The organism is Bacillus cereus G9842 (assembly GCF_000021305.1).
Lineage (GTDB): Bacteria > Bacillota > Bacilli > Bacillales > Bacillaceae_G > Bacillus_A > Bacillus_A thuringiensis_S.
In genome coordinates, this window is record NC_011772.1 from 3594672 (window position 1) to 3620187 (window position 25516).

The following is a 25516-nucleotide window of genomic DNA, read 5'->3' on the forward strand; positions in this document are numbered from 1 at the left end:
GTTTTTAAGTTAGCTTCATATCTTTTTCATTATAAAAACCATCTTCTTTTTCCATTTCCTTCTGTAATTTCGTAAAGGAACGATACATTGCAATTCTCCATGACACAATCATCGCAAACGCAAGTAAGAAGAACATGCCACTAAGTTGTCCTAAATCAAGAGATTGGCTTAAGTATGTTTTAAATACAATCCGCACTACAAGTAATCCAATTAATATAAAAACAAAGGCTTTTGAACGCTTCAAATAAATCTCTTGTCCTCTAATTTCAAATTTAGATGTTTTAATAAGAAAAATAGAGAAAATCAAACCGACACCAATTGCTTCTAACATTTCTGCTGGAGTTAATCGAAATTCAGGAAAAACATACATCAATGCGCCCGTACTCATAAAAAATGGTGGAAGTATAATTTTTTTCAATGTTGCAGGTTTCTTAGCTGCTTTTAAACGAATAAACATCGCACCGACAGCCATACAAACAGCAACGATACTGGATAAAACAACTATGTTCATATTTTCTCATCCTTTTTTGTGGCTATATGCAAAATATACTTTCATTATATGCTTTTCCGTTAGTATTTCCAACATTTTCGCAGAATAATACTAAAAACCGGTAAAACCACCAAATAAACTTGAGAAATATACGATAATTTTCGTCATCCAGTTAAAGTATAAGAAGACACCCATAACAATCATAATATATCCTCCGATTTTCATGAAGGCCATACTATTTCTTTTAATCCAAGACATTTTCGTAATAAAGAATGACAGTACGAAAAACGGGATAGCAAATCCAAGTATGTAAGCAATCATGTAAATCATTGCAGATTCTGGGTTTGTTGCTGCTAATCCAATTACGGACACTAGAATTGGTCCGGTACATGGCGTCCATCCTGCTGCAAAGGCTAATCCAATTAGTACTGATCCAAAATAGCCACTTGGACGATTTTTAAATGTAAATTTACGGTCTTGCATTAAAAATTTCGGCTTAAACACCCCGACAATAATTAAGCCGAACACGATGATAAAGATACCACCTAACTGTCTGATTAAATCTTTATAGTCAGTAAAGATTCCTCCAATAAAACTTGTACCAAATCCAATTGCAATAAATATAATTGAAAATCCAAGTAAGAAAAACGCTGTATGTATCATACTTCTTTTGCGAAGCATTGCATTTTCTTCTTTCAATTCAGAAACCGACATACCTGTTATGTACGATAAAAATGCCGGATAAAGCGGTAAGCAACATGGGGAAATAAATGATAAGAACCCGGCGCCAAACGCTAAAAAAATACTAATATCTTGCATCATTCCACTCCTCTCCCTAAATATTGTAACAAAAACACATAAAAATACTATGAACAATTCGTGAAATCACTTTTACAACGTGGCAATAAGAAAAACCACACTTCCCCACAGTTTCTAATAAAACGTTTTCATTTCCTTCTATTATATAGAAAAAACTCAAATGGATTATGAAACTCCTTTAATTGTTATTAACATAACAAAGGTAACATAGTTTCTCAAATAATTAGCACGCTACTAGTACGCCTATTTACATATTGGTTTAAAAAATATTTTTTTCAAATGCTGTCTCTATACAATGCAAAGTTGATTTTATAATACTTCTACTATTAATAATTTCAAGATTATGCATAAATATCATACTTTTATTATTATTCTATAAAATGTCATACTTTTCTTTCATTTGACCCTTTATTTCTAATTTTGTATACTTCCCTCTAGTTATATATTTTCGATACGGAACAACTTCATATAGATGGGAGGAATTTTTCATGCTTCGTTATTCTCTTTTAGTTTTATTAGGAGCGTGTAGTTATGGAATTTTAGCTATTTTTGTTAAGCTTGCATATGCAGAAGGATTTTCACTTGGAGAAGTAATTGGCAGCCAATATTTGTTCGGTTGGATTATTTTGCTTGCTATTACACTTCTATTTTCTAGACATCGCGTTCCTTTAAAGCAAGCATTACTTTTATTCGTTGCAGGAACATCTGCAAGTTTTACCGGAATTTTTTATTATGCTTCATTAAAAACTGTACCAGCTTCTATTGCAATTATTCTTTTATTCCAATTCGTTTGGGTCGGAATTATCATTGAAGCAGTCGCAACAAAAACATTACCTTCAAGAGAAAAAGTTATTTCTGTTATTTTCTTACTTGTAGGGACATTTTTATCCAGTGGTTTACTAGAACAATCAGCAGGTGCTTTCGATACGACTGGAATCATTTTAGGTTTATTATCTGCTGTTACATTCGCAACATACATTTTCGTGAGCGGAAAAGTTGCTGTTGAAGTACCTTCATTACCGCGCGGTGTTCTCTTAATGACTGGTGCTTTAACTTTAGTCATGATTGTATTTCCACCAACATTTATTTTTAATGGTGCCATTTCTCAAGGTCTTTGGAAATACGGTTTAGGATTAGGAACATTTAGTATCGTAATTCCATCTATTGCCTTTACAATCGGAATTCCAAAAATCGGTTCTGGCTTAGCGACTATTCTTGGTGCAGCGGAACTACCGGTTACAACAATTATGTCAGTATTCGTTTTAAAAGAGGCTGTACTATCTTCACAATGGTTCGGTGTATCACTTATTTTAATCGGGATTGCAATCCCGCAAATTGCATACGCAATGCGTGGACGCGGACGTTATCGTAAACATCATACGCATAAAAAAATAGCAGCATGAACGAGAGAGGATTTTCATTTGAAAATCCTCTCTTTTATTGTTGTATACTTATAGTAAAGATTTTGCTGAAGAAAGAAGGCATACTACATGGTATCTATTTCAAATCAACTAAAAGAAAAACTTATTTCCATCCGTCGACATTTACATGAGTATCCAGAACTATCATATGAAGAGTTCGAAACAACAAAAGCAATAAAAAATTGGTTAGAAGAAAAAAACATTACTATCATTGATTCCAATTTAGAAACAGGAATTATCGCTGAAGTGTCTGGTAATAAAAACGGACCAATTGTAGCAGTTCGTGCTGATATTGATGCCCTTCCTATTCAAGAAGAAACACATTTGTCCTATGCATCTAAAGTACCAGGGAAAATGCATGCTTGTGGACACGATTTTCATACAGCTGCTATTTTAGGTACTGCTTTCTTATTAAAAGAAAGAGAATCTTCCCTAAATGGAACGGTTCGCTTCATATTCCAACCAGCTGAAGAAAGTAGTAATGGCGCTTGCAAAGTTATTAATGCTGGACATTTACGTAATGTGCAAGCGATTTTCGGCATGCATAATAAACCTGATTTATCAGTAGGTACAATTGGCATTAAAGATGGTCCACTGATGGCCGGAGTTGATCGATTTGAAATTGAAATTCACGGAGTTGGTACACACGCGGCTGTACCAGATGCTGGCGTAGATCCTATTGTCGCATCCTCTCAAATTGTGATGGCACTGCAAACAATTGTAAGCCGAAATATAAGTTCATCTCATAATGCAGTTGTTAGTGTTACAAATATTCATGCGGGAAATACGTGGAACGTGATTCCTGCAAAAGCTACGTTAGAAGGAACTATTCGCACGTTCCAAGCTGAAACACGTGAAAAGATCCCAGCACTCATGGAGCGTATTATTAAAGGTGTATCTGATGCATTAGGTGTAAAAACGGAATTTCGTTTTTATTCAGGTCCTCCTGCTGTTCACAACGATAAAGCTCTTACAGACTTATCTACTCACGTTGCCACAAAGATGAATCTTAATATCATCTCGCCTAGTCCGTCAATGGCTGGAGAAGATTTTTCATTTTACCAACAGGAAATACCAGGTTCATTCGTCTTTATGGGAACGAGCGGTACACATGAATGGCATCATCCTGCTTTTACAATTAATGAAGAGGCACTGCCTATAAGTGCCGAATACTTTGCTTTACTAGCCGAAAGAGCACTTAAACAATTCTCATAAAAAAAGCCGTTCAAAGTGCATCTCAGCACCCTGAACGGCTTTTCTTATTAAGTTAAATCACGTTTTAAAAACACAGTATATGAAATACATAAAAATACGAACAAATAAAGTAGTAACATACATGATGCAAACGGGAATGTTACTCCATCAATAAAACTTCCATTCTTTGAAATACTATATAAATCTGTGTTTGCTGGCAATAAATATTTCGCCCAGTTATATCTAGTGGCTGCTAATAACGCAATATTGCCTGATAAAGCAAGGAATAGTGAAATACCAATTGCACCTCCACTAGATCTCGTTAACACAGAAATCATAAATGCAAACGATGCATACACAACCGTTGGTAACCACGATAAAACATAATATTTACTTGCTTCCACAAAAATATTTTGTTTTATTATATTTCCATCTTGGAAAATAAACTCACTCCATGCAGGCTGTTGGAATTTATAAATAACAAGTCCACATAAAGCGGAGAAAATCATATTAAATATAAACAATAAAGCTGCAAATATAACGATTGCTAAAAACTTTGCTGTTAAAATTTTAAATCGACTCGCCGGACGGATTGTTAAAAATTTATATGTTCCCCAGCTATATTCATTCGCAAAAATTGTACTTGCATACACGAGGATAAATGGGAGCAAAATTGGAAATACGATAAAACCTGTATCTCTCATGAAAGAAAGTGGAGAACTGCTTGCCGGTGCTGTATCCGTATCTAAATGCTTCATCTTAAGCTGGTATTCTTTTACAAGCTCATCCCCTGATTTTTCTGCTAAAATAGCTTCTTTTTTCATGCCAAGCTTTTTCTCAATTTCTACAGTACGTTCTGTATAATCTACTTTCCATCCTTTTGTTTCCGGTTCAAAATACTTTACCGTAACCCACCCTAATCCGATTATTAATACTGCAATAACCGCAAATGGAATAATCGTTCGCTTCCGCTTAAATATTTTATACAGTTCGTTATATACTAAATTAAACAATATCTTTTCCCCCTGTTAATTCTAAAAATTGCTCTTCTAACGTTTTTCTTTCTTCATATACACGATACACTTGAATGTTTTTCTCAAGCAATGTACGAATAACATTTGGGATTTCTTCATCTTTTACGTTAATAATTAATTCATTATCTTTTACTAAAACATCATGCCCTAACATTTCCGCTGCTTTATTCGCATCATCTACACGTATACGGATCGTCTCCATCTCTTCACTTTGACTATGCTGAATGTTTTGCGTAGCCACATATTCCCCGTGCTGAATAATGATAACTCTGTCACACATTAATTCAACTTCTGAAAGTAAGTGACTCGATACAAGTACAGCTTTTCCTTGTTCATGTGCAATTTTTTTTATGTACATTCTCATTTCATGTATTCCACTAGGGTCTAATCCATTCGTCGGTTCATCTAGTACCAACACATCCGGATCGTGAATAAGCGCCTGAGCGATTCCTAAACGTTGTCTCATGCCAAGTGAATATGCTTTTACTTTACGATTAATTACTTGTCCCATTCCTAACAATTTCACTACTTCATCGATACGTTCTTCGGTCACATTACCATTCATTCGTCCGAAATATGTTAAATTTTCATACCCGCTCAAAAAAGGATAAAATTCGGGTGTCTCAATTACCGCCCCAATTTTCGCAGCGGTTTTTTCAAATTGCTGTTTCACAGATTGACCATCAATCCATACTTCACCTTCTGTCATACGGATCATACCAACCATCATTCTCATTAAAGTCGTTTTTCCAGCACCGTTTGGTCCGAGTAAACCGACAACCTCGCCTTTTTTCACTTCAAAACTAATATTTTGTACAAGTGTCTTTGAGCCAATTCGCTTCGTTAACCGATCGACTTTTACAATTGATTGTTCATTTGTCATTCTATACAACCTTTCCTTCCCATTCTTTGTCAGGTCTTTTCACTGTAACATGATTATTTTTATGTGTAAAATGAACACTCCCCCACTTAGCAAAGCTTGAAGTGGGGGTTTCTAACGTTTCGACCTAACGGACGATTAACGTCAGAGGAGTTAACACATTAGCGAGCTGTTTCACGCCTAACCCCTCTATCCCATTTGTCCATGCATTTGGGATTACTTTTCGTAAAATGTTAGCCGCAGCATTTACATCAGCATTAATTAAAGTTTTATTTGCTGAACGATATATGCCGCGCTCTATTCGTTTTCCTGAAAAAGTTGTATTTTGGTCATTTTCTCCATACGTTGGAATGAAGTCGTTATCCAGAAAACTTGCTTTCGATGTATATGATTCTTCAGTTACAACAACTTGAATGCCTACAGCATTTGCTTTGTATGTAATCATTTGAATCAGTAAATTGTGCGGGATATGACAAAACGATTGGTTATTTCTTTTTCCCATATTCGTTTCTTGTTTCCAACTTTTGTTTTGACCAATAACGATTTTACAAACTTCTTCTTCTTGAGCTAGTTTTACGATATGGTGACTAACTTTATGGAAGACGTCTTTTATTTTCAAGTAACGTTTTTGATGAAGTTTTTCTATCCTTTTAGAAGTAAAAGGTCCTTCATTCGTTTGTTTTCCATTTCTAAGAATGCTTGTAAAATGACTCTTCATTTTGTTGTAATATTGATTTATGCTTTTGACATGTTTGCCCTTAACAAGGACAGGTTTCATACCTGTGTTTGTTACGATGGTTGCAAGGTTATCAATCCCTAAATCAATACTCATATAACGAGCATTCTCTTCAATCATTTGTTGTTCAGAAGGAACATCAATTACCAATTCCACTACATATTCATTGTATTTTGGAATCACACGAACTTGTTTCAGTTTACCTTCAGTGAAACCTAGTTTCCCAATATTTAATTGTAATTTCGTCTTTGGAAACTTTAAAAATCTACCGTTTTTAATGATACAATCTTGGTTTGTATACAGAATCTCTTTTTCAGAAGAACGAATATACTTTGGAATCCTAGGCGTTCCAGCATATTTGTTTGGATTCTTTTTATAGTCTTTTAAACTAGCAAAAAAAGATTTCCAATTTTGGAACAAACCCTTCATGATTGACTGGCTACATTGCGTAGGCAAAGCTCGATAATCATTTTGAATCATAGCCTTAAATAGTGCATCTAGAAAGTTGTAATCTACATAAGGTTTTTCAAAATTAGGTTCTGAAAACAAATTACATGTAATCTCTTTCTGTTCTTCTTTAGGCTTTAATTTCTCTTTTTCCAATTTCTTCCGATAGGCAAGGAGTTGTGTGTCATTCATCTTATCAATATTTTTATGAATATTATCCAGAACTTCTTTTTGCAAAGGCTGCAACTCTTTTTCTTGTGTTAATCCAGTGTACACCTGGCGTATATAAAAGTTTGTGGTGTTATACATATTCTTAGCGTTATGACAACATTCTTGAAAATAAGAATACATACGATGCCCTTTTTTAATCCAAATTTGAAGAGTTTTATAGTTTGATGGATTTTCCTTTGTCATTTTATTCACCTCCTCGTTAAGGATATTATAGCAAAAAAGAACGTACGTTTCTGTTTTTCTTAAAATGCAACGAATTTTTATCTTGTAAACTTTGAACAAATCGAAAACATTGCACCATCGATAATAGAAGGATAACAATCATAATTATACTCACTACTACTATTGCATATATTGTAATTGGCGCACTATTTACTCCTTGTATCCCTGCGATTTTCATAAAGATAACCGTAAATAATTTTAAAAATAGCATCCCATTAATTAATCCGAAAACAAATGCTGCTCCATAAATGAATAATTGCTCCTGAAATAATAAACATAGCACTTCTTTTCTTTTCATATTTTCTGCTACATAAGATGTAAACTCCTCTCTCCTCACATGCAAAAGGGAGTACATCATTTGATATGTAGTAAAAATACATATGAAAATTAGTACAATAAACAGCGTGTAAAAATACATTTGAAATACAAATGTATCCCCTACTTTCCAAATGGCTCCTTCATTAAATTGTAACGATATCATAAAAAACAAAATCATAGTACTCATAGCAATCCAAATAAATTGCTTCATCCTTTTGGTAGCAAATGTTCTAATATTTTTTCTCGCTAGCCGACATAAAGACATAAAATTCTTCCCCTACCTTATTACATACGCATTCTATACTACTAGTGTATAAAAATATGACATTTTAAACATCGCACTACAATCGGAATTTCTTCTAAGTCTTTAGTCCTAGAAAACGAAATGATAAAAAAATCACATTTAGAATATAATTGTAAAAAGGAGGAGATTGCATGCGTATAAAATTACTATCAATCTTGTCTTTATTATTACTCACAAGTTGTAGCCCACTAAAAAACAATGAAGTTGCCATTGTTGAGCCATACAAATTAACAAAAGAGCAAGCTTCTATTTTACAAATGACTCCTTTTCAAGAAGGAAATAGCATGTTTTATAACATTACGCTTAAAAATGATAAAGATGAAATAAATGCTACAATTGATTATTATAACAATGGTAAAAAAACAAAAGAAATTGCTTACATTGCTACCTCACATTTTCTAGAAAAGAAAATAAAACTCTCTTTCATATCGCCATACCCCTACTTTAATGAAGATGTACCAGAAAAAGGGCAATGGTATATTAATATTAATGGTGGTGCAACACTTGTTCCTGAAGAAGCGCCACCAATCGTAAATAGCTCTGCAACTACTACAATCCAATCTATAAAAAATTTAAAATACAATCAAAAAACGATTTTAGCTGCTGTAATCCAAACCAGTAAAGAAACTGTAATCGTTCCTATCATTGATGAAGAAACAGGCATTGATCTACTCTTAAAAGAAAATGAACACGTTTATCTATTTAGTATCGAGCTAAAAAAAGAACAATAAAGCGGAAATGCAACTTAAGTTGCATTTCCGCTTTATTGTTTAATAAGGTGTACTTTTATGAATCTGAATTAAATCCATTTTCTGTTACTACTATTACTCATCTTCTACTTCTATTCTTTTCTTCTCTCTTGCAATTTTTAAAAACTCTAGTAGCTCTGGATTACTATTCATTTTTTTGTAAGCCACTGACATTTCTGCAACAAAATTAGAATCATATAACTCTTTATATACAACTTCTGTTTTATATAACTTATTTGCCGACACGGGTATTACTGTAATTCCAATTCCTGCTGCTACAAGCCCCATAACTGTTTGATACTCTGTTGCTTCTTGTACAATACGCGGACTAAATCCAACTTCTCTGCAAAGAGATAAAATTGTATCATATAAAGCTGGCCATACTGGTCTCGTAATAAATACAAACGGCTCATCTCGTAAATCTTCTATATGTATTTCATCTTTCTCTGCAAGCGGATGTGCCTTTGGTAAACATAAGGTGCAAGATAACCTTTGAATTGGCTCTAATTCTAATAATTGTGTTGGAATTGGCGGACGTAAAAAGCCAATATCAATACGGTTATCATGAAGTGCATGAACTTGATCTGGTGTTGACAATTCATGTAATGCAACAGACACTCTCGGAAATTTCTTTCTATATTCCCTAACAATTGATGGTAAAATATCGTATATCGCTGCACCTACAAAACCAATTGAAAGTGATCCCACTTCTCCCCTTTGCGCACTTTGTGCAACTTCTACTGCTTTTTCAATTTGTTCAAACGCTTTTTTTACTTCTTTTAAAAACATTTCTCCTGCTTCTGTTAGTTCAACCTTTCTTTTCGTTCTTGAAAATAATGTAACTCCCATTTCTTTTTCTAATTGCTGTATTTGTTGACTAAGTGGTGGCTGTGTCATTTGTAAACGAGCAGCCGCCCGTCCAAAGTGTAACTCTTCTGCCACAACAACAAAATATTGCAAATGCCGTAATTCCATTTTTGGACACCCTTTTCACTTTCGATTAATATGTCTAATATATTAATAACATATAATTTATATATTAGACAAATATTTTGAATGAACGTATAGTAGAAATTGTTAATTCTTTTTTACAATTTTTATGTAAAAAAAGAAAGAGGTGGTTACTGTATGAAATGGTGGAAGTTAAGCGGACAAATTTTGTTACTATTTTGTTTCGCTTGGACAGGTGAATGGATTGCAAAACAGGCACACCTCCCAGTTCCAGGAAGTATAATCGGTATTTTTTTATTATTAATTTCATTAAAATTTAACCTAGTTAAAAAAGAATGGATACAGGACGGAGCAGATTTTTTATTAAAAGAACTTATTTTATTTTTCATCCCTTCTGCAGTCGCTGTCATACGTTACAGAGATACACTAACACAATATGGAATCGATCTCATTTTAATTATTATGATTAGCACTCTTTGCGTTACCTTAGTTACAGGACTTTTAACAGAATTGCTACTAAAGCGGAAAGGATCAACGCAATGATCGGATTTCTTTGTTTACTATTAACACTATTCACATATTGGATATCAAAAAAAATGTATCAACGCTGGAATTGGAGTCTACTTTCTCCTCTTCTCGTCTGTCCCATTATTTTAATTGCTTTATTGCTCGGATTAGATACACCTTATGAAACATATGAATCTGGTGGTCACTGGTTAACTGAATTATTAAAACCCGCAACAGTTGCTTTTGCATGGCCAATCTATAAATACTTTGATTTATTAAAGAAACATGGAATGGCTATCTTACTTAATGTCATTGTCGGTTCGTTTTTATCAGTCATTACTTCAGCACTACTAGCAAATTATTTTCAAATTGATTCATCACTAGAACATAGTTTAGCGCCACATATCGTAACAACACCAATCGCAATGGCTATTTCAGAAATGATTGGTGGTATGTCACAATTAACTGCTGTATTTGTCGTTTTAACTGCCTTAACAGGAGCATTGCTCGGTCCTTCTCTCATACGTATTTGCCGTATTAAAACAGCAATCGCAAAAGGTATTATGTTAGGAACGAGCGCAAATGGAACCGGTACATCAAAAGCATTCGAAATCGGTCCTGTGGAAGGAACAATTGCAAGTTTATCCATGCTTTTAACAGCAGGCGCTAGTTTGGTTATCGTTCCGCTTTTCTTGTCTTGGATACATTAAAGAAGCAAGTATTTACATACTTGCTTCTTTATTTATATATTGGCACAGCAATTCATAATCCTCTGGAAAAGCTAAACACAATTGTTCAACTTCATATATCCCTTTCCAAGCAATTTCATGTATTAACTCATCAGGATCTTGGATTTTCATATTACCGCCTATTTGTTTAACAAAATAATAATGGACATACACTGGAATTCCGTATGTAATACCCTCTTTTTCATATATTTTATTTACAACTTCCACATTGTAACCCGTTTCTTCCCAAACTTCCCTGATACAACATTCTTCTAGTGTCTCTCCCTTTTCAAGTCCTCCACTTGGGACAGACCACCTTTTTTCTTCTCCCTCTTTGCCCTGCAATACCATTAAAACTTCATTTTTTTCATTTACACATACCGCTGCACTACCTATCCATCTCTCCATAAACATCCCTCCCCTACTAAAATTCGCCTTCTTTATTATTTTCCCCTTGAAAAAAAGAGGAAAATAATAAAACAACGACGAAAAGTTACATCAACTTCATAGACAATCCCTTCTTAGAAATTAAAACTGGAAGGATGAAAATATGATTTCTAATTATGTTGTGGAATGTGTCTTTTGTGAAGAAAATCGAAAACCTCGCCAAGCTATTGTCACAGTTCCCGCCACTACTCAGCTACTAGCCCTTGAAAAAGTGCGCGCGGAATGCAAACGTCGCTTCGGAAAAACTGTATTATTGCAAACAGAAATTAAAGAAGAAATAATTTTCGAACAAAAAGAAAGCTGACCATAAATTGGTCAGCTTTCATATCCGATCATATTTTCACATGAAGATTAGGGGCATCCTCTTTAAGGATCGGGATTTTCCCATTATGTACGTTCCATAATGGTCATCGAACAATATATTTCTATGCAATTAACTATTGAATAGAATAGGGCAAAACTTGTTCGCATTTTTAGAAAAGGGATAGGGATATAATTCAAGTAGTACTTCGAATACTCGAACTTTACACTCATAATATTAAAACAAATCCTTTTATATGGGAAATATGAATTACCTATATAATTCATTCGTAAAATATATTAATAGTTTGCTATATTAATTTTATCCCGCTATTTGTAGGCAGTAACCCCCTGCTGATTATAATTTCACTTTATTCCATCAATAGCATACATCCAGCTAAAACCGGTGTCATAATCATCGAAAACCTCAAAAGCGTTCGCGGTGCATAATTTGTAAACTTCGCACCAATGTATGCCCCTAACATGGTCCCAATCAATACTTGCAATAACAATATATAATCTAAATATCCTTCCGAACTATATCCTAGCCCGCCTCCAATTGCAATCGGTAATATAACAAGCATTGTTGTCCCTACAGATTGCTGAATCGTAAGTCCCAATAGAACCATTAATCCAAGTTGAATAAACGGTGCAGAACCAATCCCAAATGAACCAGCCATCATTCCAGTAACTAATCCAAGGCATACACATTTCAACAAGTATTTCACGGAAAACTCTTTATGTTTATATAAAGACGACTGTTCTTTTTTTTGGAACATAATTAATTTAATAAACATAAAAATTGCCGATAAAAATAACATCCCAGCTGTAAACCAATGAAGAAGATGTGCTGGTATAAGTAAACCAAATTTAGAACCAATATAAGAGCCAATTGCGCCAAATCCCCCAACAATCCCACCTATAATAAGTGCAACATTGCCTTCACGGTAATGACTTACAACACCTGATAATGTCGTAAATGCCATTGCAGTTAAAGATGTTGCAAGAGCAACATGAATAGGAATTTGGAATACCAAAGTGAGTATCGCGATAATAAATCCAGCTCCTCCAGCTCCAACAAATCCTAATAAAATACCCATTACTAACATTGTTATAATAATTGCCACAGACTTTCCCTCCAGTAACACAATTATCCATCATATTTATCCTTACATACAAATAAAAAGCATCCTAGACGGATGCTTTTTATTTCAATGATATGTACTTAATCTTGATTAATCAAAATAACTGCTGGACCAGCGACCACCACTCCAGCTACTTCTATCTTTTCAAATTCCTTTACTGTAATAGAGATAACTCCTTCTCTTTCCATCAATTCTTTACTCAGGACATCAGTCGGGATTGCTTTCACCGTCTTACCTCCTTTTCATTTATACAATATGATAAAATGAAACTTTAATCAGTGGGGGTTTTTTCCGTACTTATTAATTATTACCCCTCACCAATCGGACTAATAATCACCCAATGCATCTATATATATGCATCACCTCCGCTTTCATTCCTTATTCCACTCAAAAACCTTCTCCCCCTTCCGTGACATATTGAAAAATAAAAAAGAAGCTATAACATATAGCTTCCCTCTACATTTCTTTAATCTTTATGCACCGTATATTCCATGACTTTTCCATCTCTATCAAATTGGAAAACAAGCTGTTCGCTATCTATTGGAATAAAGCCACGTTCAGTCCCAAGATAATACAAAGTGATAACTCCTTCTTCCCCACTTCTCGTGTCCGTTGAAGCGCCTAACAATTGTGTAATTTCTTCATTTGATTTCCCTATTAATTTATATTTTTTTAATAGATCATCTACCATATGTATCCGTTTCTCTGCATGATTTAACCATCTATTTTGATTAAACTTTGACGTATATTCATTTACACTTAGTTGTACAGTGCATACTATTAATGGTATGAGTGCTACTATTAAAACCCCAGACATTTGCTTCTTTTCTTCATTACGATTTTTAGAAGCATATAAAATAACCCTTTGAACCATGACTAATAAAACAAATGGTATGAATACTACAAAAATGCTCCTTACACTTAAGGGCATATGGATCATATCGATGACGAATATAAATAGAATGTACATTACTATATACAAACAAAAATAGACATACAAAATGCCACGTAGCATAGCGCTCAGAAAGATCCCCCCTTTTAACTCACTATATAATTCATCCTGCTAATCATTTCTCGAATCTGTTCTAATTCTTGCACTGTATATACTATTTTCCCTGCTAAGATTTCATTTCTGAAGAACGTTACAATTTGCTCCCGATCTTTTAATCTAGGTGTTTCCTCACTAGAAAGATCTATTATTTCTTTTCCATTTTCATTATAAAAATATACAACTGGTTTTACCTTTTCTTTTATACTATTAGTCTGCATTTCTTTCAAACAATTGTATAAAATTTGAGATAGTTTCTTCGCCTTATATACTGGATTCCCTTCATTTTTCACTTGTATAGTTGACGAATCTTTACCTACTATATATTCAAATGTCTCTTCTTTTTCAACTTCTTGTTGATACTTACCCATTTCATCAATCATAAATGAATATATACCAGCATTTTCTTTCGTTAAACCATGAACTAATTTCTCTTCCCATTCTTTCGTCTCAAGTAGATAAATACCAGTTTTGCACAAGATGAGATGATGGATTCGATTATCGTTTATTTCACTATTATTTTTAATAAAAACATTCGGCATGATTTGAATTTCAGCATCTAATATGATGCCTTGCTCTATGAATCCTCGCTTCATATAATGTAATGTTTCGTACGTATTCATTTCAGCGCCGTTTTTAGTATATTCTCGTAAATTTGCAATTAATTTTTGAAACATATGTATTTCATTATTATGTTTATTTTGTATTTCACTACGTTCTTTACTATGCTGCACAGCTAATTGATTTTTCATCATACGCATATTTTCAATTTCTCTATTTGCACTTACTTGTAAATCATTGTATTTTTTCTGTTCCATATTTTTCAAATTATTTTGTTGTTCTGTATGCTCTATCACCGTAGCTGCAATTTCATTTTTATACGTTTCAATCGCTTGTTTCTTTTCAAATTCTACTTGCTGACTCTCTGATTCTAACTGTTTATTTTTATAAAACAGCACAAATACTACAGCTAATAATATTAAAACCGCACCTATTAGCACATAATTCATATTTTTACCCCTTTATTTCATTTTCGATTATTTTTTATAAATATATCTACTATAGTATACTATGGTTTCGATACAGACTTTGTAAAAGTTGTATATTTTTAATAAAAGGCACCTCTGACGGGGCACCTTTTATTTTCACTCTATTGTACACCATACTGAATATAACTTGGATCGTAGTATATCCATTGATTTGTCCCTAAGCAAAGCCATCCATCTTGCTTACTCCATACTCGATACGATTCACCATGATGTAACTGTCTTATAACATTTCCTTTTAATGATGGAGCATCACGCAAATTTACATTATCACCAGTAATAGTCGCCACATAATGTTTATACTGAATATAACTCGGATCATTATATACCCACTGATTTGTCCCTAAACAAAGCCATCCATCTTGTTCTCCCCAAACTTCATATGTTTCGCCACGATTCAATTGGCGAATTACACTAGACTGCAAAGATGGTCCACTTCTCAAATTCACATTATCTCCATTAATTATAGCAACCCCGTACACTGGAGTTGCATTATTAGGCGGAGAAACATTCCCTCCACCACTTGCTCCATTCCCTTGTAAAGCTTCTAGTGAAACTGCAGCTGATACATCACAATTTCCTACACCTGAAATTTGTCCAGAATCTGTGTACTGCCATGCTGTCCACGCTGTCCATCCACCAGCATCAGCAGGCGGTGTACTCGAGTATTTAGCAATCCAAAGTGGAATATCACTTAATCCGCTAATTCCGAACTCATTAATATACCAAACTCCTGTATATAACATTACATCTTTTCCAGTAGCCTGTTTCACATAATTTATGAAGCTTCTTGCCCAATTCGATATAGCGCTACCAGTTAAATTACTATTACTCGGATCTTTTGGTGATTCTAAATCCAGAACTGGCATTAAGTCTGTCTGGTTACTTTGTAATATACTCACAAAATATTTCGCCTCTGAAATTGCATCATTTTGTTCTGGACGTGCAAAATGGTATGCACCAATTAATACATTCGCACTTCGGGCTGCTTGTACATTTTTAGTAAAAGTAGGATCAATGTAATTTACACCTTCTGTCGCTTTTGCATACGCTGCTGGAATTCCAGATGCCTTCACTGCATTCCAATCAATATTCCCTTCCCAATGAGACACATCAATTAACGTAACATTTGAACTCGATCTGTTTTGCATATAAAATCTCCTATTAATTTTTTTACTTCGTATACATACAATATGTACAAATTTCATAAGAGGACACGACATTTATGCTATAGAAACAAAGAGTAAATATATTTTGTATACAAAATAAAAAAGACCTTGTATTTACAAGGCCTTTTGCAAACTCCCTTTATTTTGTAACAAGTACATATTATAATACAAACCTTGCTCACTTAGTAATTCTTGATGTGTTCCTCTTTCTACTATCTCTCCATCATGCATCACAAAAATTTGATCTGCATCTTGAATTGTAGATAACCTATGCGCAATGGCTATCGTCGTTCTACCTTTTCGCATTTGTTGCAACGCTGTTTGAATAGCCTCTTCTGTTTCTGTATCGATATTAGCTGTTGCTTCATCTAATACTAATACTTTCGGATTCGTTGCTATCGTTCTAGCAAAAGCAATTAATTGTCGTTGACCGCTTGAAAATGCTGCACCTCTTTCTACTACTTCTGTTTCATACTGCTCTGGTAACTTTTCAATAAACGTATTCGCTTGCACAAATCGAGCAGCTTCTTTTACTTCTTCATCCGTAATTTCTTCATTATACATACGAATATTTTGCTTTACATTTCCAGCAAATAAAAATGCATCTTGCAATACGAGTCCTATTTTCTTTCTAATTTCTCGTTCTTCAAATTTTTCTAAATCTACACAGTCTATTACAATATTTCCCGACTTAATATTATAAAATCGCATTAACAAATTCATAATCGTACTTTTTCCGCTACCAGTATGCCCAACAAAAGCAACCGTTTGCCCTTGTTTCACGTGAAATGATACATTTTTTAAAACGTCACGCTTTCCATCATATGAAAAAGTAACATTTTTAAATTCAATATCTCCATCGACAACTTGAGGATTCTCATTGCCTTTTTGAACCGGTGCTAAATCTTTCTCGTCCATTAAATGAAATACACGTGATGACGAAACAAGTGCCTGTTGGAAAAAGGACAATTTCATCATCATCTCATTTACAGGTTGGAAGAAACGATGTATATAGTTAACAAAAGCATATAAAACTCCTACTTCAACAGGGCTCTTTAAAGCATCAATCCCAAATAAACCTAGTACTAACGCAATAGCTACAATATGTACTAAATCCGTAGCTGGTCGTAAAAGTAATGCGTCTAACTTCAAAGTACGTCGCCCTGCACTATAATGTTTATTATTCACTTCTTCAAACTCTTTTCTCATACGTTTTTCTTGTCTGAACACTTGAACAATATTCATTCCTTGTATGGACTCGTTCAATTTTGCATTTAACACGCTTAGTTGATTACGTACTTCTAAATAAAAAGCTGCACTTTTCCGGCGATATAATACCATAATCGCGAACATTATCGGAATTAATATGAGAGAAAATAACGCTAATTTTACATCTAATAAAAACATCGCTATTAAAATACCTACTAAAAAGACTACATTTTTCACAAATGTTGATAATACACTGACATAAAAATCTTTAATCGCTTCCGTATCATTCGTTATACGAGATACGAGCGTACCAATTGGCGTACGATCAAAGAAACTTAATGACAGCTTTTGAACATGTTCATATACTTCAACTCGCATATCTTGAACAATCTTAAAAGCAATGTTCTGAAAGTACAATAGATTTAAATACGTAAATAATACTTTTAATAAATGAGCAACTATGTAAATTACAAATAAAGTAACGAGTGCTGATCGTTCAAAATCCCGCGGTACTAGGTGTTCATCAAGGAATTGTTTAATTAAAAAAGGCCCCATCATTTCCGTTACTGTCGCACCAACTAAAAAGATAAATGCTAAAGATAGCAACCCTTTATATGGCTTCATATAAGAAAGCAATCTACTTAAATCACTTCGCTTCTTCTCTACCATCATACGCCTCCTTTCTCGACTAAAGCTTCTAATTGCTGGCTTTCATACATTTCCTTATACCAGCCGTTTTCCTTCATTAATTCCTCATGTGTACCTCTTTGTACAATTCTACCTTCATCAACAACAAGAATAAGATTAGCATGCTGAATTGCACTTAATCGGTGTGCAGTAATAATCGTCGTTTTCCCTGCTCTTTCCCTCTTTAAGGCACTTAAAATTGTCTCTTCTGTTTTTGCATCTACCGCTGATAAACAATCATCCAAAATTAAAATTTCAGCATTTGTTAATAAAGCACGAGCAATAGAGATTCGCTGTTTTTGACCACCAGATAACGAAACGCCTCTTTCCCCTACTACTGTTTCATATCCTTCTGAAAATTGGAGGATATCATTATGAATACAAGCAATCTCTGCAGCTTGGGTAATTTCATTATATGTAGCATCCGCCTTTCCAAAGGCAATATTCTCACCAATACTTGCTGAAAATAAAAAATGATCTTGCGGCACATATGAAATGGCAGAACGGACACCATGAAGTGTTAAATCTCGAATATCTCGCTCCCCAACTTTTAATTCACCATTAAAATGATCATACTCACGGATTAAACATTTTAATAAAGTCGTTTTCCCTGCACCTGTACGTCCTACAACTCCTAGCGTTTCGCCCTTCTTCAAATCAAAGTGAATATCGTTTAAATGTAACAGTTCATTTTTCTTATACGAAAATGAATCAATGGTAAATGAAACATTACCGCTCGCTATCGTATGTACAGCATTTTCTCTATTTACTACATCTGATTTTTGTGAAAGAATTTTTTCTACACGGTCATATGAAGCACGTCCACGCTCCATAATATTGAACAACCATCCAAACGCTAACATTGGCCAAACGAGGGTACCTAAATATGTCGTAAATGTAACGAGATCACCTACTGTTAATTCACCTCTTACAACTAATACCGATCCGTAACATACTGCAATTAAAAAAGAAAATCCAACGATAAGAGCGATTGTCGGATCAAATAACGAATCAATACGTGCAACTAACACATTTTTATGCACAACATCTTCTGATTTTTTTCGAAACGCCTGCAAATCTTCTTTCTCTTGTCCAAGCGATCGAATCACTTTCATTCCACTCATACTCTCTTGCACTTTATCATTAATTTCCGAAAACGATTGCTGTGCTTTATGAAACCTTTTATGTAATAACGTTCCATAATAATTTGTCGAAATGGCTACAATCGGCATCGGAATTAAACTTAACAATGTTAACTTCCAACTAATTGTAAAACCCATCGCTACGAGTACACATCCCCCAACAGCTAATGAATCAACAAGCGTTAAAACACCCGCTCCAGCAGTTTGCTGGATTGCTTGAATATCATTAGTCGCATGTGCCATTAAATCACCTGTTCGATTTGACTGATAGAAAGATGGACTCATCTTTGTAAAATGTTCATATAAATTTTTTCGTAATTGGCGAGCTAATTTTAACGAAGACCCGAAAATCATAATACGCCATATGTAACGCAATATGTACATCGTAATACCTACAATTACTAATAGTACAACCCATTTTAGTAACTTATCGGTCGTCAATGTTTCATCATTAATTTCATCTACAACGATTCCAATTACTTTTGGTGCTACGAGCTCTAAAAGTGCAACGCCAAATAATAAAATAATTCCGGTTATGTACGCTCGTTTTTCTTGTTTAAAAAACCACGCTAAATTCATAAACACTTTCATTTTTTTCCTCCTCCCTTAAAATGAGCGATGTTTTCAGTTTACCAAAAATACAGAATTTTTAAAAGTTTTAAAAACTGTAACTAACAAAAAGAAAGACACTCTTAGTGAGTGTCTTTTAGCGCTTATTTCATTTGTTGCTTGTTCATCGCGCTCATCATTTGATTGATTTTCTTTTGGGAAGGTTTTTGTCCCATTTGCATCATCATCATTTTTAACATTTGTTCGTTAATTGGTGGATTTTTTTGTAAGTAATTCATCATGTATTTGCGGGCAATGAAAAATCCTAACGCCACGCCTGCTACTAGTGCTACTACGCCCACTAGAATACCTAACCAAATTGGCATATATTTTCCTCCTTCATGTTGTCTACCTTACAGTGTACTAAAACCTTTTCAATAAGACAAGATACAATTCGACATTTTTTACACATATGTTCGTACTTGTTTTAGAGGATTCAGCCATCCGTACTTTGTATTTTCATAATCCATAGCTAAAAATGTTAATTCACACTTTCTTAACACCTCAAAGAAAGTCGTTTCCATAGAGACATTTCCAGAGGTATTCATACGAATATAGTGCGGTTTCACCATTATTTCACCGTACTCCGCTCCCGTATAAAGTGTATGTGTATGATGTGTTCTATCATATTTACCAAGAACGCGCAAAGCTTGTTCTAATTTATGATGAATTTTCATTACTTGCAATGGTTTCGTTATATACATCATTTGTTTATATAACACTTTTTTCTCCGAAAGGGACCCAGATTCTGAAAATCGAGCAAATAAATCAAAAAACAAATATTCACGACCAAAATAAGATTTCGCAATATCCTCTTGAATTAAATACAATTCATACGTTTTCATTTTTCCCCTCCCAATCTGGACAACCTTTTCCCTTCATTATATATAAGAAAATTTGCAATGATTGTCTGACTGCGGAGAGATAAAAAACTTTTTCTGTCGAAAAAACTCATTTACATAGAAAAATCTCTCCATGCCGGAGAGATTTTTCTGAAATCATTAAAGCATTTCTTTTACTTTACGAACAACGTTCTCTACAGTAAATCCATACTCTTCCATAATCTTCTCACCAGGAGCAGAAGCACCGAATGTATCGATACCTAACACATCTCCTTCAAGACCTACGTAACGGTGCCATCCGAATGTAGCACCCATTTCGATTGCGAAACGTTTTGTTACTGCTTTTGGTAATACAGATTCTTTGTACTCTGCAGGTTGAGCTTCAAAACGATCCATAGATGGCATGCTGACAACAGCTGCGTCAACGCCGTCCGCTGCTAATGCTTTTTGAGCTTCAACAGCTAGGCTTACTTCAGACCCAGTTGCAAGTAAGATAACATCAGCCGTTTCTTTCTTGCTTGCAGAAACTACATATGCACCTTTTGCTACTTTTTCATACGTATCATCTTTTGCACCTTCTAATGTTGGAAGGTCTTGACGAGTTAATACTAAAGCAGTTGGTTTGTTTGTAGATTCTAAAGCCAGTCTCCAAGCTGCAACAGATTCGTTACCATCAGCTGGACGGATAACAGAAACGTTCGGCATTGCACGAAGCGCTGCTAATTGTTCGACTGGTTCATGTGTTGGACCATCTTCACCAACAGCGATACTGTCATGTGTGAATACATACGTTACTGGCAATTGCATTAATGCTGCAAGGCGAATTGCTGGACGTAAGTAATCAGAGAATACGAAGAACGTACCACCGTAAGTTTTTAAACCGCCATGTAATGCAATACCGTTCATTGCTGCACCCATTGCGAACTCACGTACACCGTACCAAATGTTTTTACCGCTGTAATCGTCTCTTGTAAAGTCTTTTTCGTTATTCATGTATGTTTTGTTAGAACCAGCAAGGTCAGCAGATCCACCGAAGAATGATGGTACAGACTCTGCAATTGCATTAATTACAGCACCAGAAGAATTACGAGTTGCTGCTTTTGATCCTAATTCATAAGTTGGTAAGTTTTGCTCCCAACCTTCTGGAAGTTGACCGTTCATTGCTGCTTGGAATTCGTTTGCTAATTCTGGGTATGCTTGCGCATATTCACCTAGCATAGTGTTCCACTCTGCTTGCGTAGTTTCACCAACATCTTGTACTGTTTTACGGAAGTTGTCGTATACCTCTTCTGCTACGTGGAAGTCTTGTTCAGCAGTCCAAGCATATGCTTCTTTCGTTAATTTTGTTTCTTCTACACCAAGTGGAGAACCATGTGAAGCTGATTTTCCTGATTTGTTTGGAGAACCGAAACCAATTGTCGTTCTTACTTCAATTAGCGTTGGGCGTTTTTCGTCAGCTTTCGCTTCTTCAATTGCTTTCGCGATTGCTTCAATATCATTTCCATCCTCAACACGGATCACTTGCCATCCGTATGCTTTGTAACGATCTTCTACACTTTCAGAGAATGAACGATTTAAATCGCCATCTAATGAAATATCGTTTGAATCATAAAGCACAACAAGACGACCTAATTGTAAATGAGCAGCTAATGAAGATGCTTCAGCAGAAACGCCCTCCATTAAATCTCCATCACCACAAATAGCGTATGTATAATGATCTACTACATTATACGCATCACGGTTATATTTAGCAGCTAAATGTCTTTCAGCCATTGCCATACCTACAGCAGTTGCAATACCTTGTCCAAGTGGACCAGTCGTTGCATCTACACCAGCTGTATGACCGTACTCAGGATGTCCTGGAGTTTTGCTTCCCCATTGACGGAAGTTCTTTAAGTCATCCATTGTTACATCATAACCAGATAGATGAAGTAGGCTGTATAATAACATTGAACCATGACCTGCAGATAATACGAAACGATCACGGTTAAACCACGTTGGGTTATTTGGATTGTGTTTCATAAATTGAGTCCATAATGTATAAGCCATTGGTGCTGCACCCATTGGCATTCCTGGGTGACCAGAGTTTGCTTTTTCAATCGCATCGATGGATAATGTGCGAATCGTGTTGATAGAAAGTTGTTCGATTGAATGTGACATGCTATTCTTCCCTTCGCTTATATTAGTAAACGTTTTATACATTTATATGATAGCTTCCCACGCAAGATTATACAACATGTATCGACAAATATGTTGATATTTTTTTGATTTTTTATAAAAAAATCAATGTTTCCGGGAATGTATGGGCATTCAATATGACATACTTTTTCATTATTTTTATTTTAAAAAGAAAGAGAATTATCTGTATATTTATACAAATTTCTTCTATACTTACGTTTTTAAATACGTTTTTAAAAATATAAAAAGCATCTAACTTCGATGCTTTTCAAATAAGTTAAACAATCCGTTTGCGAATCGAACTTGAAATCAAATCAATTATAATTACCATTAAAATAATACCTAATAAAATAATCCCAACACGAGACCAATTCCGTGAACTCAGCGCAAAAATTAAAGGTGTACCAATCCCTCCTGCTCCGATAACCCCTAAAATCGCAGCGGATCGTACATTAATTTCAAATCTGTATAACGTATACGATAGAAAGTCTGGTAACACTTGTGGTAACACTGCATACCAAAGTATTTGAAAACGGTTTGCTCCTGTTGCTAGTAACGCTTCCGTCGGTCCTTTATCTATGTTTTCAATTCCTTCTGAATATAGTTTTCCTAACATTCCAATAGAATGTAATCCTAAGGCTAATACTCCTGCAAAAGAGCCTGGACCAACAGCTTTTATAAATAAAAGAGCCATAACTAATTCAGGAAACGTACGAACAAAACTAAGTACAAATTTTCCAGATCCTGAAGTTAATTTTCCACTACTCATATTCGTTGCCGCCCAAAAGGCAAACGGAACAGATAAAAATGCAGAAATAAATGTACCTAATATCGCAATTGCCAACGTATCAATTAATCCATGCAATAAATCTTCACCATCTGGCAAAGATACATACGACCAGTCTGGATTCAATACCCCTGTCATAATTGCTTTCGTGATTTCACCTGCTGTGTCCTTTATCCCTTCTAATGGTACTCCTGAAAAGGCCCAAACATAAACAAATGTAATTGCTATAAAAATAACCCAGCGATATACACTCAGTTTCTTCGGTTTTGGCACAATCATCGTCGTTCTATTCATTATAGTTTCTCCCGCAACAATGTACTAATGTAGTCAATTAACAAAACAACAATAAGGGTATAAATAATTATAGAAGCAGTTTGTTGATATTGTAAAAATCCAAGTGTACGATCATAATATAGTCCAATACCACCTGCTCCTACTAAACCTAGGACAGCCGCTGCACGTACATTCACCTCAAATGTATATAGTACATAGGAAACAAAGTGTGCTTTTACTTGTGGAATGACTCCATAAACAATCCATTGCACCTTAGTAGCCCCTACAGCTGTCATCGCTTCTAGTGGGCTAGGGTCAATTGATTCAATTGATTCATACAACAATTTCGCTACAAGTCCAATTGAAAAAAAAGTAAGAGCCAAAATACCTGGAAGTGGCCCAATTCCAAAAATCGCTACGAAAATAGCCGCCAATAATAAATCTGGTATCGTTCGTATAAAATTTAAAATCATTCGAGCTGGACTATATAAAAATGTGTTAGTAAACACATTACTTGCTGCAAACAATGCAAGTGGAATAGCTAAAATCGCTCCTAAGGTCGTCCCAATAATCGCCATACGTATTGTATCTAACATCGCTGTTGTAATAACTTGAAAATAACTCCAATCAGGTGGCACCATTTCTTTCAATAGATCTACCATATTTGGAAAACCGTCTACCAGTTTTGAAAATGATGCATCTACTTGTACACTACTACTCCACAGCATTAAAATAACTAAAATAAACGTTAACATATGTTTCAATTTACTCGGCGGCTTCGGTATTTCATTTGAATATATCGTCATGTCATTCATTTTACTGCCACCTCTAATAATTCGCTTTTCTGAGCAACGTCCCCATAAATTTCAGCAAATTTTTCATCCGTTGCTTCTTCTACTAAACCGTCAAAAACAATTTCACCTGCATGTAATCCGATAATGCGTGTCGCATATTGTCTAGCCAAATCAATAGAATGTAAATTTACAATTGTCGTGATTCCAAAATCTTCATTAATTTTTTTCAAATCATCTAGCACTTGCTTTGTCGTAAGTGGATCTAACGATGCAACAGGCTCATCTGCCAATATGATTTTTGCTTCTTGCGCCAATGCTCTAGCTATCGATACACGTTGCTGTTGTCCTCCTGATAATTCATCAGCACGTGCATATGCTTTTTCTAAAATATTCACTCTTTTTAATGCTTGAAATGCGAGCTCCACATCTTCTTTCGGAAACAAACCTAACGTTGTACGTAGTGTGGAATGATATCCAACACGACCAGCTAATACATTTTTTAATACTGTTGATCGCTTTACAAGGTTAAAACTTTGGAAGATCATACCGATATCCCGGCGCATACGCCTTAATCCTTTTCCTTTCGCAGAAGTAATAGACTCACCTTCAATAATGATTTCTCCTTCGGTAATCTCATGAAGACGATTTACGGATCTGAGAAGTGTAGATTTTCCGGCTCCGGATAATCCGACCATTACAATAAACTCACCTTTTTGAATCTTTAAATTTATATTATTCAATCCCTTTGTGCCATTCGGATACATTTTGGAAACATTTCGAAACTCTATCACACATCTTACCTACTTTCA

Annotated in this window: 28 protein-coding genes; 6 read left to right on the forward strand and 22 right to left on the reverse strand. The window is 34.7% G+C overall.

What is annotated here, in order from left to right; translation table 11 throughout:
• Nucleotides 1-4: 4 nt before the first annotated feature.
• The 3 genes from BCG9842_RS17930 to BCG9842_RS31955 all read right to left on the reverse strand — a co-directional run bounded on the left by BCG9842_RS17930 (nt 5) and on the right by BCG9842_RS31955 (nt 1475).
• On the reverse strand, nt 5-511 hold the full coding sequence (locus BCG9842_RS17930; RefSeq protein ID WP_001028640.1) for a CcdC family protein: 507 nt from the start codon (nt 509-511) through the stop codon (nt 5-7).
• Nucleotides 512-601: 90 nt separating this feature from the next.
• Nucleotides 602-1309, reverse strand: a complete 708-nt coding sequence (gene ccdA, locus BCG9842_RS17935) for a cytochrome c-type biogenesis protein CcdA (RefSeq protein WP_001152674.1) — start codon at nt 1307-1309, stop codon at nt 602-604.
• Between the two features lie 16 nt (nt 1310-1325).
• Complete coding sequence (locus tag BCG9842_RS31955; protein ID WP_074790237.1) at nt 1326-1475, reverse strand: peptidase T; 150 nt, start codon at nt 1473-1475, stop codon at nt 1326-1328.
• A 322-nt stretch (nt 1476-1797) separates the two neighbouring features.
• On the opposite strand from BCG9842_RS31955, the gene BCG9842_RS17940 reads away from it, so the two are divergent.
• Together BCG9842_RS17940 and BCG9842_RS17945 are read left to right on the forward strand one after the other, a co-directional pair.
• The gene (locus tag BCG9842_RS17940; protein ID WP_000947042.1) at nt 1798-2712 is read left to right on the forward strand and encodes an EamA family transporter; all 915 of its coding nucleotides are present in this window, start codon (nt 1798-1800) and stop codon (nt 2710-2712) included.
• An 87-nt stretch (nt 2713-2799) separates the two neighbouring features.
• Nucleotides 2800-3945, forward strand: coding sequence for a M20 peptidase aminoacylase family protein (locus BCG9842_RS17945; protein ID WP_000253664.1), 1146 nt, complete (start codon nt 2800-2802; stop codon nt 3943-3945).
• Between the two features lie 47 nt (nt 3946-3992).
• Here the strand turns inward: BCG9842_RS17945 and BCG9842_RS17950 are convergent, their stop codons facing one another.
• The 4 genes from BCG9842_RS17950 to BCG9842_RS17965 all read right to left on the reverse strand — a co-directional run bounded on the left by BCG9842_RS17950 (nt 3993) and on the right by BCG9842_RS17965 (nt 8057).
• The gene (locus tag BCG9842_RS17950; RefSeq protein WP_000482759.1) at nt 3993-4937 is read right to left on the reverse strand and encodes an ABC transporter permease; all 945 of its coding nucleotides are present in this window, start codon (nt 4935-4937) and stop codon (nt 3993-3995) included.
• A complete protein-coding gene (locus BCG9842_RS17955; RefSeq protein ID WP_000180626.1) occupies nt 4930-5841 on the reverse strand; it encodes an ABC transporter ATP-binding protein in 912 nt (303 codons plus the stop codon). The genes BCG9842_RS17950 and BCG9842_RS17955 overlap by 8 nt, the downstream gene beginning before the upstream one ends.
• Before the next feature lie 124 nt (nt 5842-5965).
• Nucleotides 5966-7435, reverse strand: a complete 1470-nt coding sequence (locus BCG9842_RS17960; RefSeq protein WP_000159708.1) for an RNA-guided endonuclease InsQ/TnpB family protein — start codon at nt 7433-7435, stop codon at nt 5966-5968.
• 25 nt (nt 7436-7460) lie between these two features.
• Nucleotides 7461-8057: an FtsX-like permease family protein gene (locus tag BCG9842_RS17965; protein WP_000050615.1), complete on the reverse strand. Its 597-nt coding sequence runs from the start codon at nt 8055-8057 to the stop codon at nt 7461-7463.
• A 170-nt stretch (nt 8058-8227) separates the two neighbouring features.
• Here BCG9842_RS17965 and BCG9842_RS17970 point away from each other — a divergent pair, with 170 nt between their 5' ends.
• Nucleotides 8228-8827, forward strand: coding sequence for a hypothetical protein (locus tag BCG9842_RS17970; protein WP_001220622.1), 600 nt, complete (start codon nt 8228-8230; stop codon nt 8825-8827).
• A gap of 93 nt (nt 8828-8920) precedes the next feature.
• On the opposite strand, the gene alsR is transcribed toward BCG9842_RS17970, so the two are convergent.
• Entirely contained in the window at nt 8921-9820 is a 900-nt protein-coding gene (alsR, locus tag BCG9842_RS17975) for an acetoin biosynthesis transcriptional regulator AlsR (protein ID WP_000423234.1), read from the reverse strand.
• Nucleotides 9821-9973: 153 nt separating this feature from the next.
• Between alsR and BCG9842_RS17980 the strand changes: the two genes are divergently transcribed.
• Together BCG9842_RS17980 and BCG9842_RS17985 are read left to right on the forward strand one after the other, a co-directional pair.
• The gene (locus BCG9842_RS17980; protein WP_000872365.1) at nt 9974-10339 is read left to right on the forward strand and encodes a CidA/LrgA family holin-like protein; all 366 of its coding nucleotides are present in this window, start codon (nt 9974-9976) and stop codon (nt 10337-10339) included.
• Nucleotides 10336-11013, forward strand: a complete 678-nt coding sequence (locus BCG9842_RS17985; RefSeq protein WP_000578954.1) for an LrgB family protein — start codon at nt 10336-10338, stop codon at nt 11011-11013. Before BCG9842_RS17980 ends, BCG9842_RS17985 begins: the two co-directional genes overlap by 4 nt.
• Before the next feature lie 12 nt (nt 11014-11025).
• Here BCG9842_RS17985 and BCG9842_RS17990 read toward each other — a convergent pair whose 3' ends face one another.
• Nucleotides 11026-11439 (reverse strand): NUDIX hydrolase, encoded by a 414-nt coding sequence (locus tag BCG9842_RS17990; RefSeq protein ID WP_000442974.1) that lies wholly within the window; start codon nt 11437-11439, stop codon nt 11026-11028.
• A 142-nt stretch (nt 11440-11581) separates the two neighbouring features.
• Here BCG9842_RS17990 and BCG9842_RS17995 point away from each other — a divergent pair, with 142 nt between their 5' ends.
• On the forward strand, nt 11582-11782 hold the full coding sequence (locus BCG9842_RS17995) for a DUF3903 domain-containing protein (RefSeq protein ID WP_000625226.1): 201 nt from the start codon (nt 11582-11584) through the stop codon (nt 11780-11782).
• A gap of 367 nt (nt 11783-12149) precedes the next feature.
• Here BCG9842_RS17995 and BCG9842_RS18000 read toward each other — a convergent pair whose 3' ends face one another.
• The 13 genes from BCG9842_RS18000 to phnC form a co-directional block, all read right to left on the reverse strand.
• Nucleotides 12150-12905, reverse strand: a complete 756-nt coding sequence (locus BCG9842_RS18000; protein WP_000974663.1) for a sulfite exporter TauE/SafE family protein — start codon at nt 12903-12905, stop codon at nt 12150-12152.
• Nucleotides 12906-13003: 98 nt separating this feature from the next.
• The gene (locus tag BCG9842_RS18005; RefSeq protein ID WP_000644411.1) at nt 13004-13150 is read right to left on the reverse strand and encodes a BC1881 family protein; all 147 of its coding nucleotides are present in this window, start codon (nt 13148-13150) and stop codon (nt 13004-13006) included.
• Between the two features lie 239 nt (nt 13151-13389).
• Complete coding sequence (locus tag BCG9842_RS18010; RefSeq protein WP_000943747.1) at nt 13390-13938, reverse strand: hypothetical protein; 549 nt, start codon at nt 13936-13938, stop codon at nt 13390-13392.
• Nucleotides 13939-13961: 23 nt separating this feature from the next.
• On the reverse strand, nt 13962-14981 hold the full coding sequence (locus tag BCG9842_RS18015; RefSeq protein ID WP_001110282.1) for an NERD domain-containing protein: 1020 nt from the start codon (nt 14979-14981) through the stop codon (nt 13962-13964).
• A 140-nt stretch (nt 14982-15121) separates the two neighbouring features.
• Complete coding sequence (locus BCG9842_RS18020) at nt 15122-16168, reverse strand: GH25 family lysozyme (protein WP_001181414.1); 1047 nt, start codon at nt 16166-16168, stop codon at nt 15122-15124.
• Nucleotides 16169-16300: 132 nt separating this feature from the next.
• Nucleotides 16301-18064, reverse strand: a complete 1764-nt coding sequence (locus BCG9842_RS18025) for an ABC transporter ATP-binding protein (protein ID WP_000229515.1) — start codon at nt 18062-18064, stop codon at nt 16301-16303.
• Complete coding sequence (locus BCG9842_RS18030) at nt 18064-19815, reverse strand: ABC transporter ATP-binding protein (protein WP_000862448.1); 1752 nt, start codon at nt 19813-19815, stop codon at nt 18064-18066. The genes BCG9842_RS18025 and BCG9842_RS18030 overlap by 1 nt, the downstream gene beginning before the upstream one ends.
• Nucleotides 19816-19937: 122 nt before the next feature.
• Entirely contained in the window at nt 19938-20159 is a 222-nt protein-coding gene (locus tag BCG9842_RS18035; protein ID WP_001123317.1) for a YneF family protein, read from the reverse strand.
• 78 nt (nt 20160-20237) lie between these two features.
• Entirely contained in the window at nt 20238-20678 is a 441-nt protein-coding gene (gene sirA, locus BCG9842_RS18040; protein WP_000860652.1) for a sporulation inhibitor of replication protein SirA, read from the reverse strand.
• 156 nt (nt 20679-20834) lie between these two features.
• The gene (tkt, locus tag BCG9842_RS18045; RefSeq protein WP_000019774.1) at nt 20835-22835 is read right to left on the reverse strand and encodes a transketolase; all 2001 of its coding nucleotides are present in this window, start codon (nt 22833-22835) and stop codon (nt 20835-20837) included.
• Nucleotides 22836-23130: 295 nt separating this feature from the next.
• On the reverse strand, nt 23131-23934 hold the full coding sequence (phnE, locus tag BCG9842_RS18050; RefSeq protein ID WP_001082385.1) for a phosphonate ABC transporter, permease protein PhnE: 804 nt from the start codon (nt 23932-23934) through the stop codon (nt 23131-23133).
• Nucleotides 23934-24728, reverse strand: coding sequence for a phosphonate ABC transporter, permease protein PhnE (gene phnE, locus BCG9842_RS18055; protein WP_000999244.1), 795 nt, complete (start codon nt 24726-24728; stop codon nt 23934-23936). The genes phnE (BCG9842_RS18050) and phnE (BCG9842_RS18055) overlap by 1 nt, the downstream gene beginning before the upstream one ends.
• Complete coding sequence (gene phnC, locus BCG9842_RS18060; protein ID WP_000569232.1) at nt 24725-25498, reverse strand: phosphonate ABC transporter ATP-binding protein; 774 nt, start codon at nt 25496-25498, stop codon at nt 24725-24727. Before phnC ends, phnE (BCG9842_RS18055) begins: the two co-directional genes overlap by 4 nt.
• Nucleotides 25499-25516 lie beyond the last annotated feature (18 nt).

Coding starts and splice junctions, on each gene's coding strand:
- BCG9842_RS17930 (WP_001028640.1), bottom strand. CDS start 511: ATGAACATAGTTGTTTTATCCAGTATCGTTGCTGTTTGTATGGCTGTC.
- ccdA (WP_001152674.1), bottom strand. CDS start 1,309: ATGCAAGATATTAGTATTTTTTTAGCGTTTGGCGCCGGGTTCTTATCA.
- BCG9842_RS17940 (WP_000947042.1), top strand. CDS start 1,798: ATGCTTCGTTATTCTCTTTTAGTTTTATTAGGAGCGTGTAGTTATGGA.
- BCG9842_RS17945 (WP_000253664.1), top strand. CDS start 2,800: ATGGTATCTATTTCAAATCAACTAAAAGAAAAACTTATTTCCATCCGT.
- BCG9842_RS17955 (WP_000180626.1), bottom strand. CDS start 5,841: ATGACAAATGAACAATCAATTGTAAAAGTCGATCGGTTAACGAAGCGA.
- BCG9842_RS17960 (WP_000159708.1), bottom strand. CDS start 7,435: ATGACAAAGGAAAATCCATCAAACTATAAAACTCTTCAAATTTGGATT.
- BCG9842_RS17965 (WP_000050615.1), bottom strand. CDS start 8,057: ATGTCTTTATGTCGGCTAGCGAGAAAAAATATTAGAACATTTGCTACC.
- BCG9842_RS17970 (WP_001220622.1), top strand. CDS start 8,228: ATGCGTATAAAATTACTATCAATCTTGTCTTTATTATTACTCACAAGT.
- alsR (WP_000423234.1), bottom strand. CDS start 9,820: ATGGAATTACGGCATTTGCAATATTTTGTTGTTGTGGCAGAAGAGTTA.
- BCG9842_RS17980 (WP_000872365.1), top strand. CDS start 9,974: ATGAAATGGTGGAAGTTAAGCGGACAAATTTTGTTACTATTTTGTTTC.
- BCG9842_RS17985 (WP_000578954.1), top strand. CDS start 10,336: ATGATCGGATTTCTTTGTTTACTATTAACACTATTCACATATTGGATA.
- BCG9842_RS17990 (WP_000442974.1), bottom strand. CDS start 11,439: ATGGAGAGATGGATAGGTAGTGCAGCGGTATGTGTAAATGAAAAAAAT.
- BCG9842_RS17995 (WP_000625226.1), top strand. CDS start 11,582: ATGATTTCTAATTATGTTGTGGAATGTGTCTTTTGTGAAGAAAATCGA.
- BCG9842_RS18010 (WP_000943747.1), bottom strand. CDS start 13,938: ATGCTACGTGGCATTTTGTATGTCTATTTTTGTTTGTATATAGTAATG.
- BCG9842_RS18015 (WP_001110282.1), bottom strand. CDS start 14,981: ATGAATTATGTGCTAATAGGTGCGGTTTTAATATTATTAGCTGTAGTA.
- BCG9842_RS18020 (WP_001181414.1), bottom strand. CDS start 16,168: ATGCAAAACAGATCGAGTTCAAATGTTACGTTAATTGATGTGTCTCAT.
- BCG9842_RS18025 (WP_000229515.1), bottom strand. CDS start 18,064: ATGGTAGAGAAGAAGCGAAGTGATTTAAGTAGATTGCTTTCTTATATG.
- BCG9842_RS18030 (WP_000862448.1), bottom strand. CDS start 19,815: ATGAAAGTGTTTATGAATTTAGCGTGGTTTTTTAAACAAGAAAAACGA.
- BCG9842_RS18035 (WP_001123317.1), bottom strand. CDS start 20,159: ATGCCAATTTGGTTAGGTATTCTAGTGGGCGTAGTAGCACTAGTAGCA.
- sirA (WP_000860652.1), bottom strand. CDS start 20,678: ATGAAAACGTATGAATTGTATTTAATTCAAGAGGATATTGCGAAATCT.
- tkt (WP_000019774.1), bottom strand. CDS start 22,835: ATGTCACATTCAATCGAACAACTTTCTATCAACACGATTCGCACATTA.
- phnE (WP_001082385.1), bottom strand. CDS start 23,934: ATGAATAGAACGACGATGATTGTGCCAAAACCGAAGAAACTGAGTGTA.
- phnE (WP_000999244.1), bottom strand. CDS start 24,728: ATGAATGACATGACGATATATTCAAATGAAATACCGAAGCCGCCGAGT.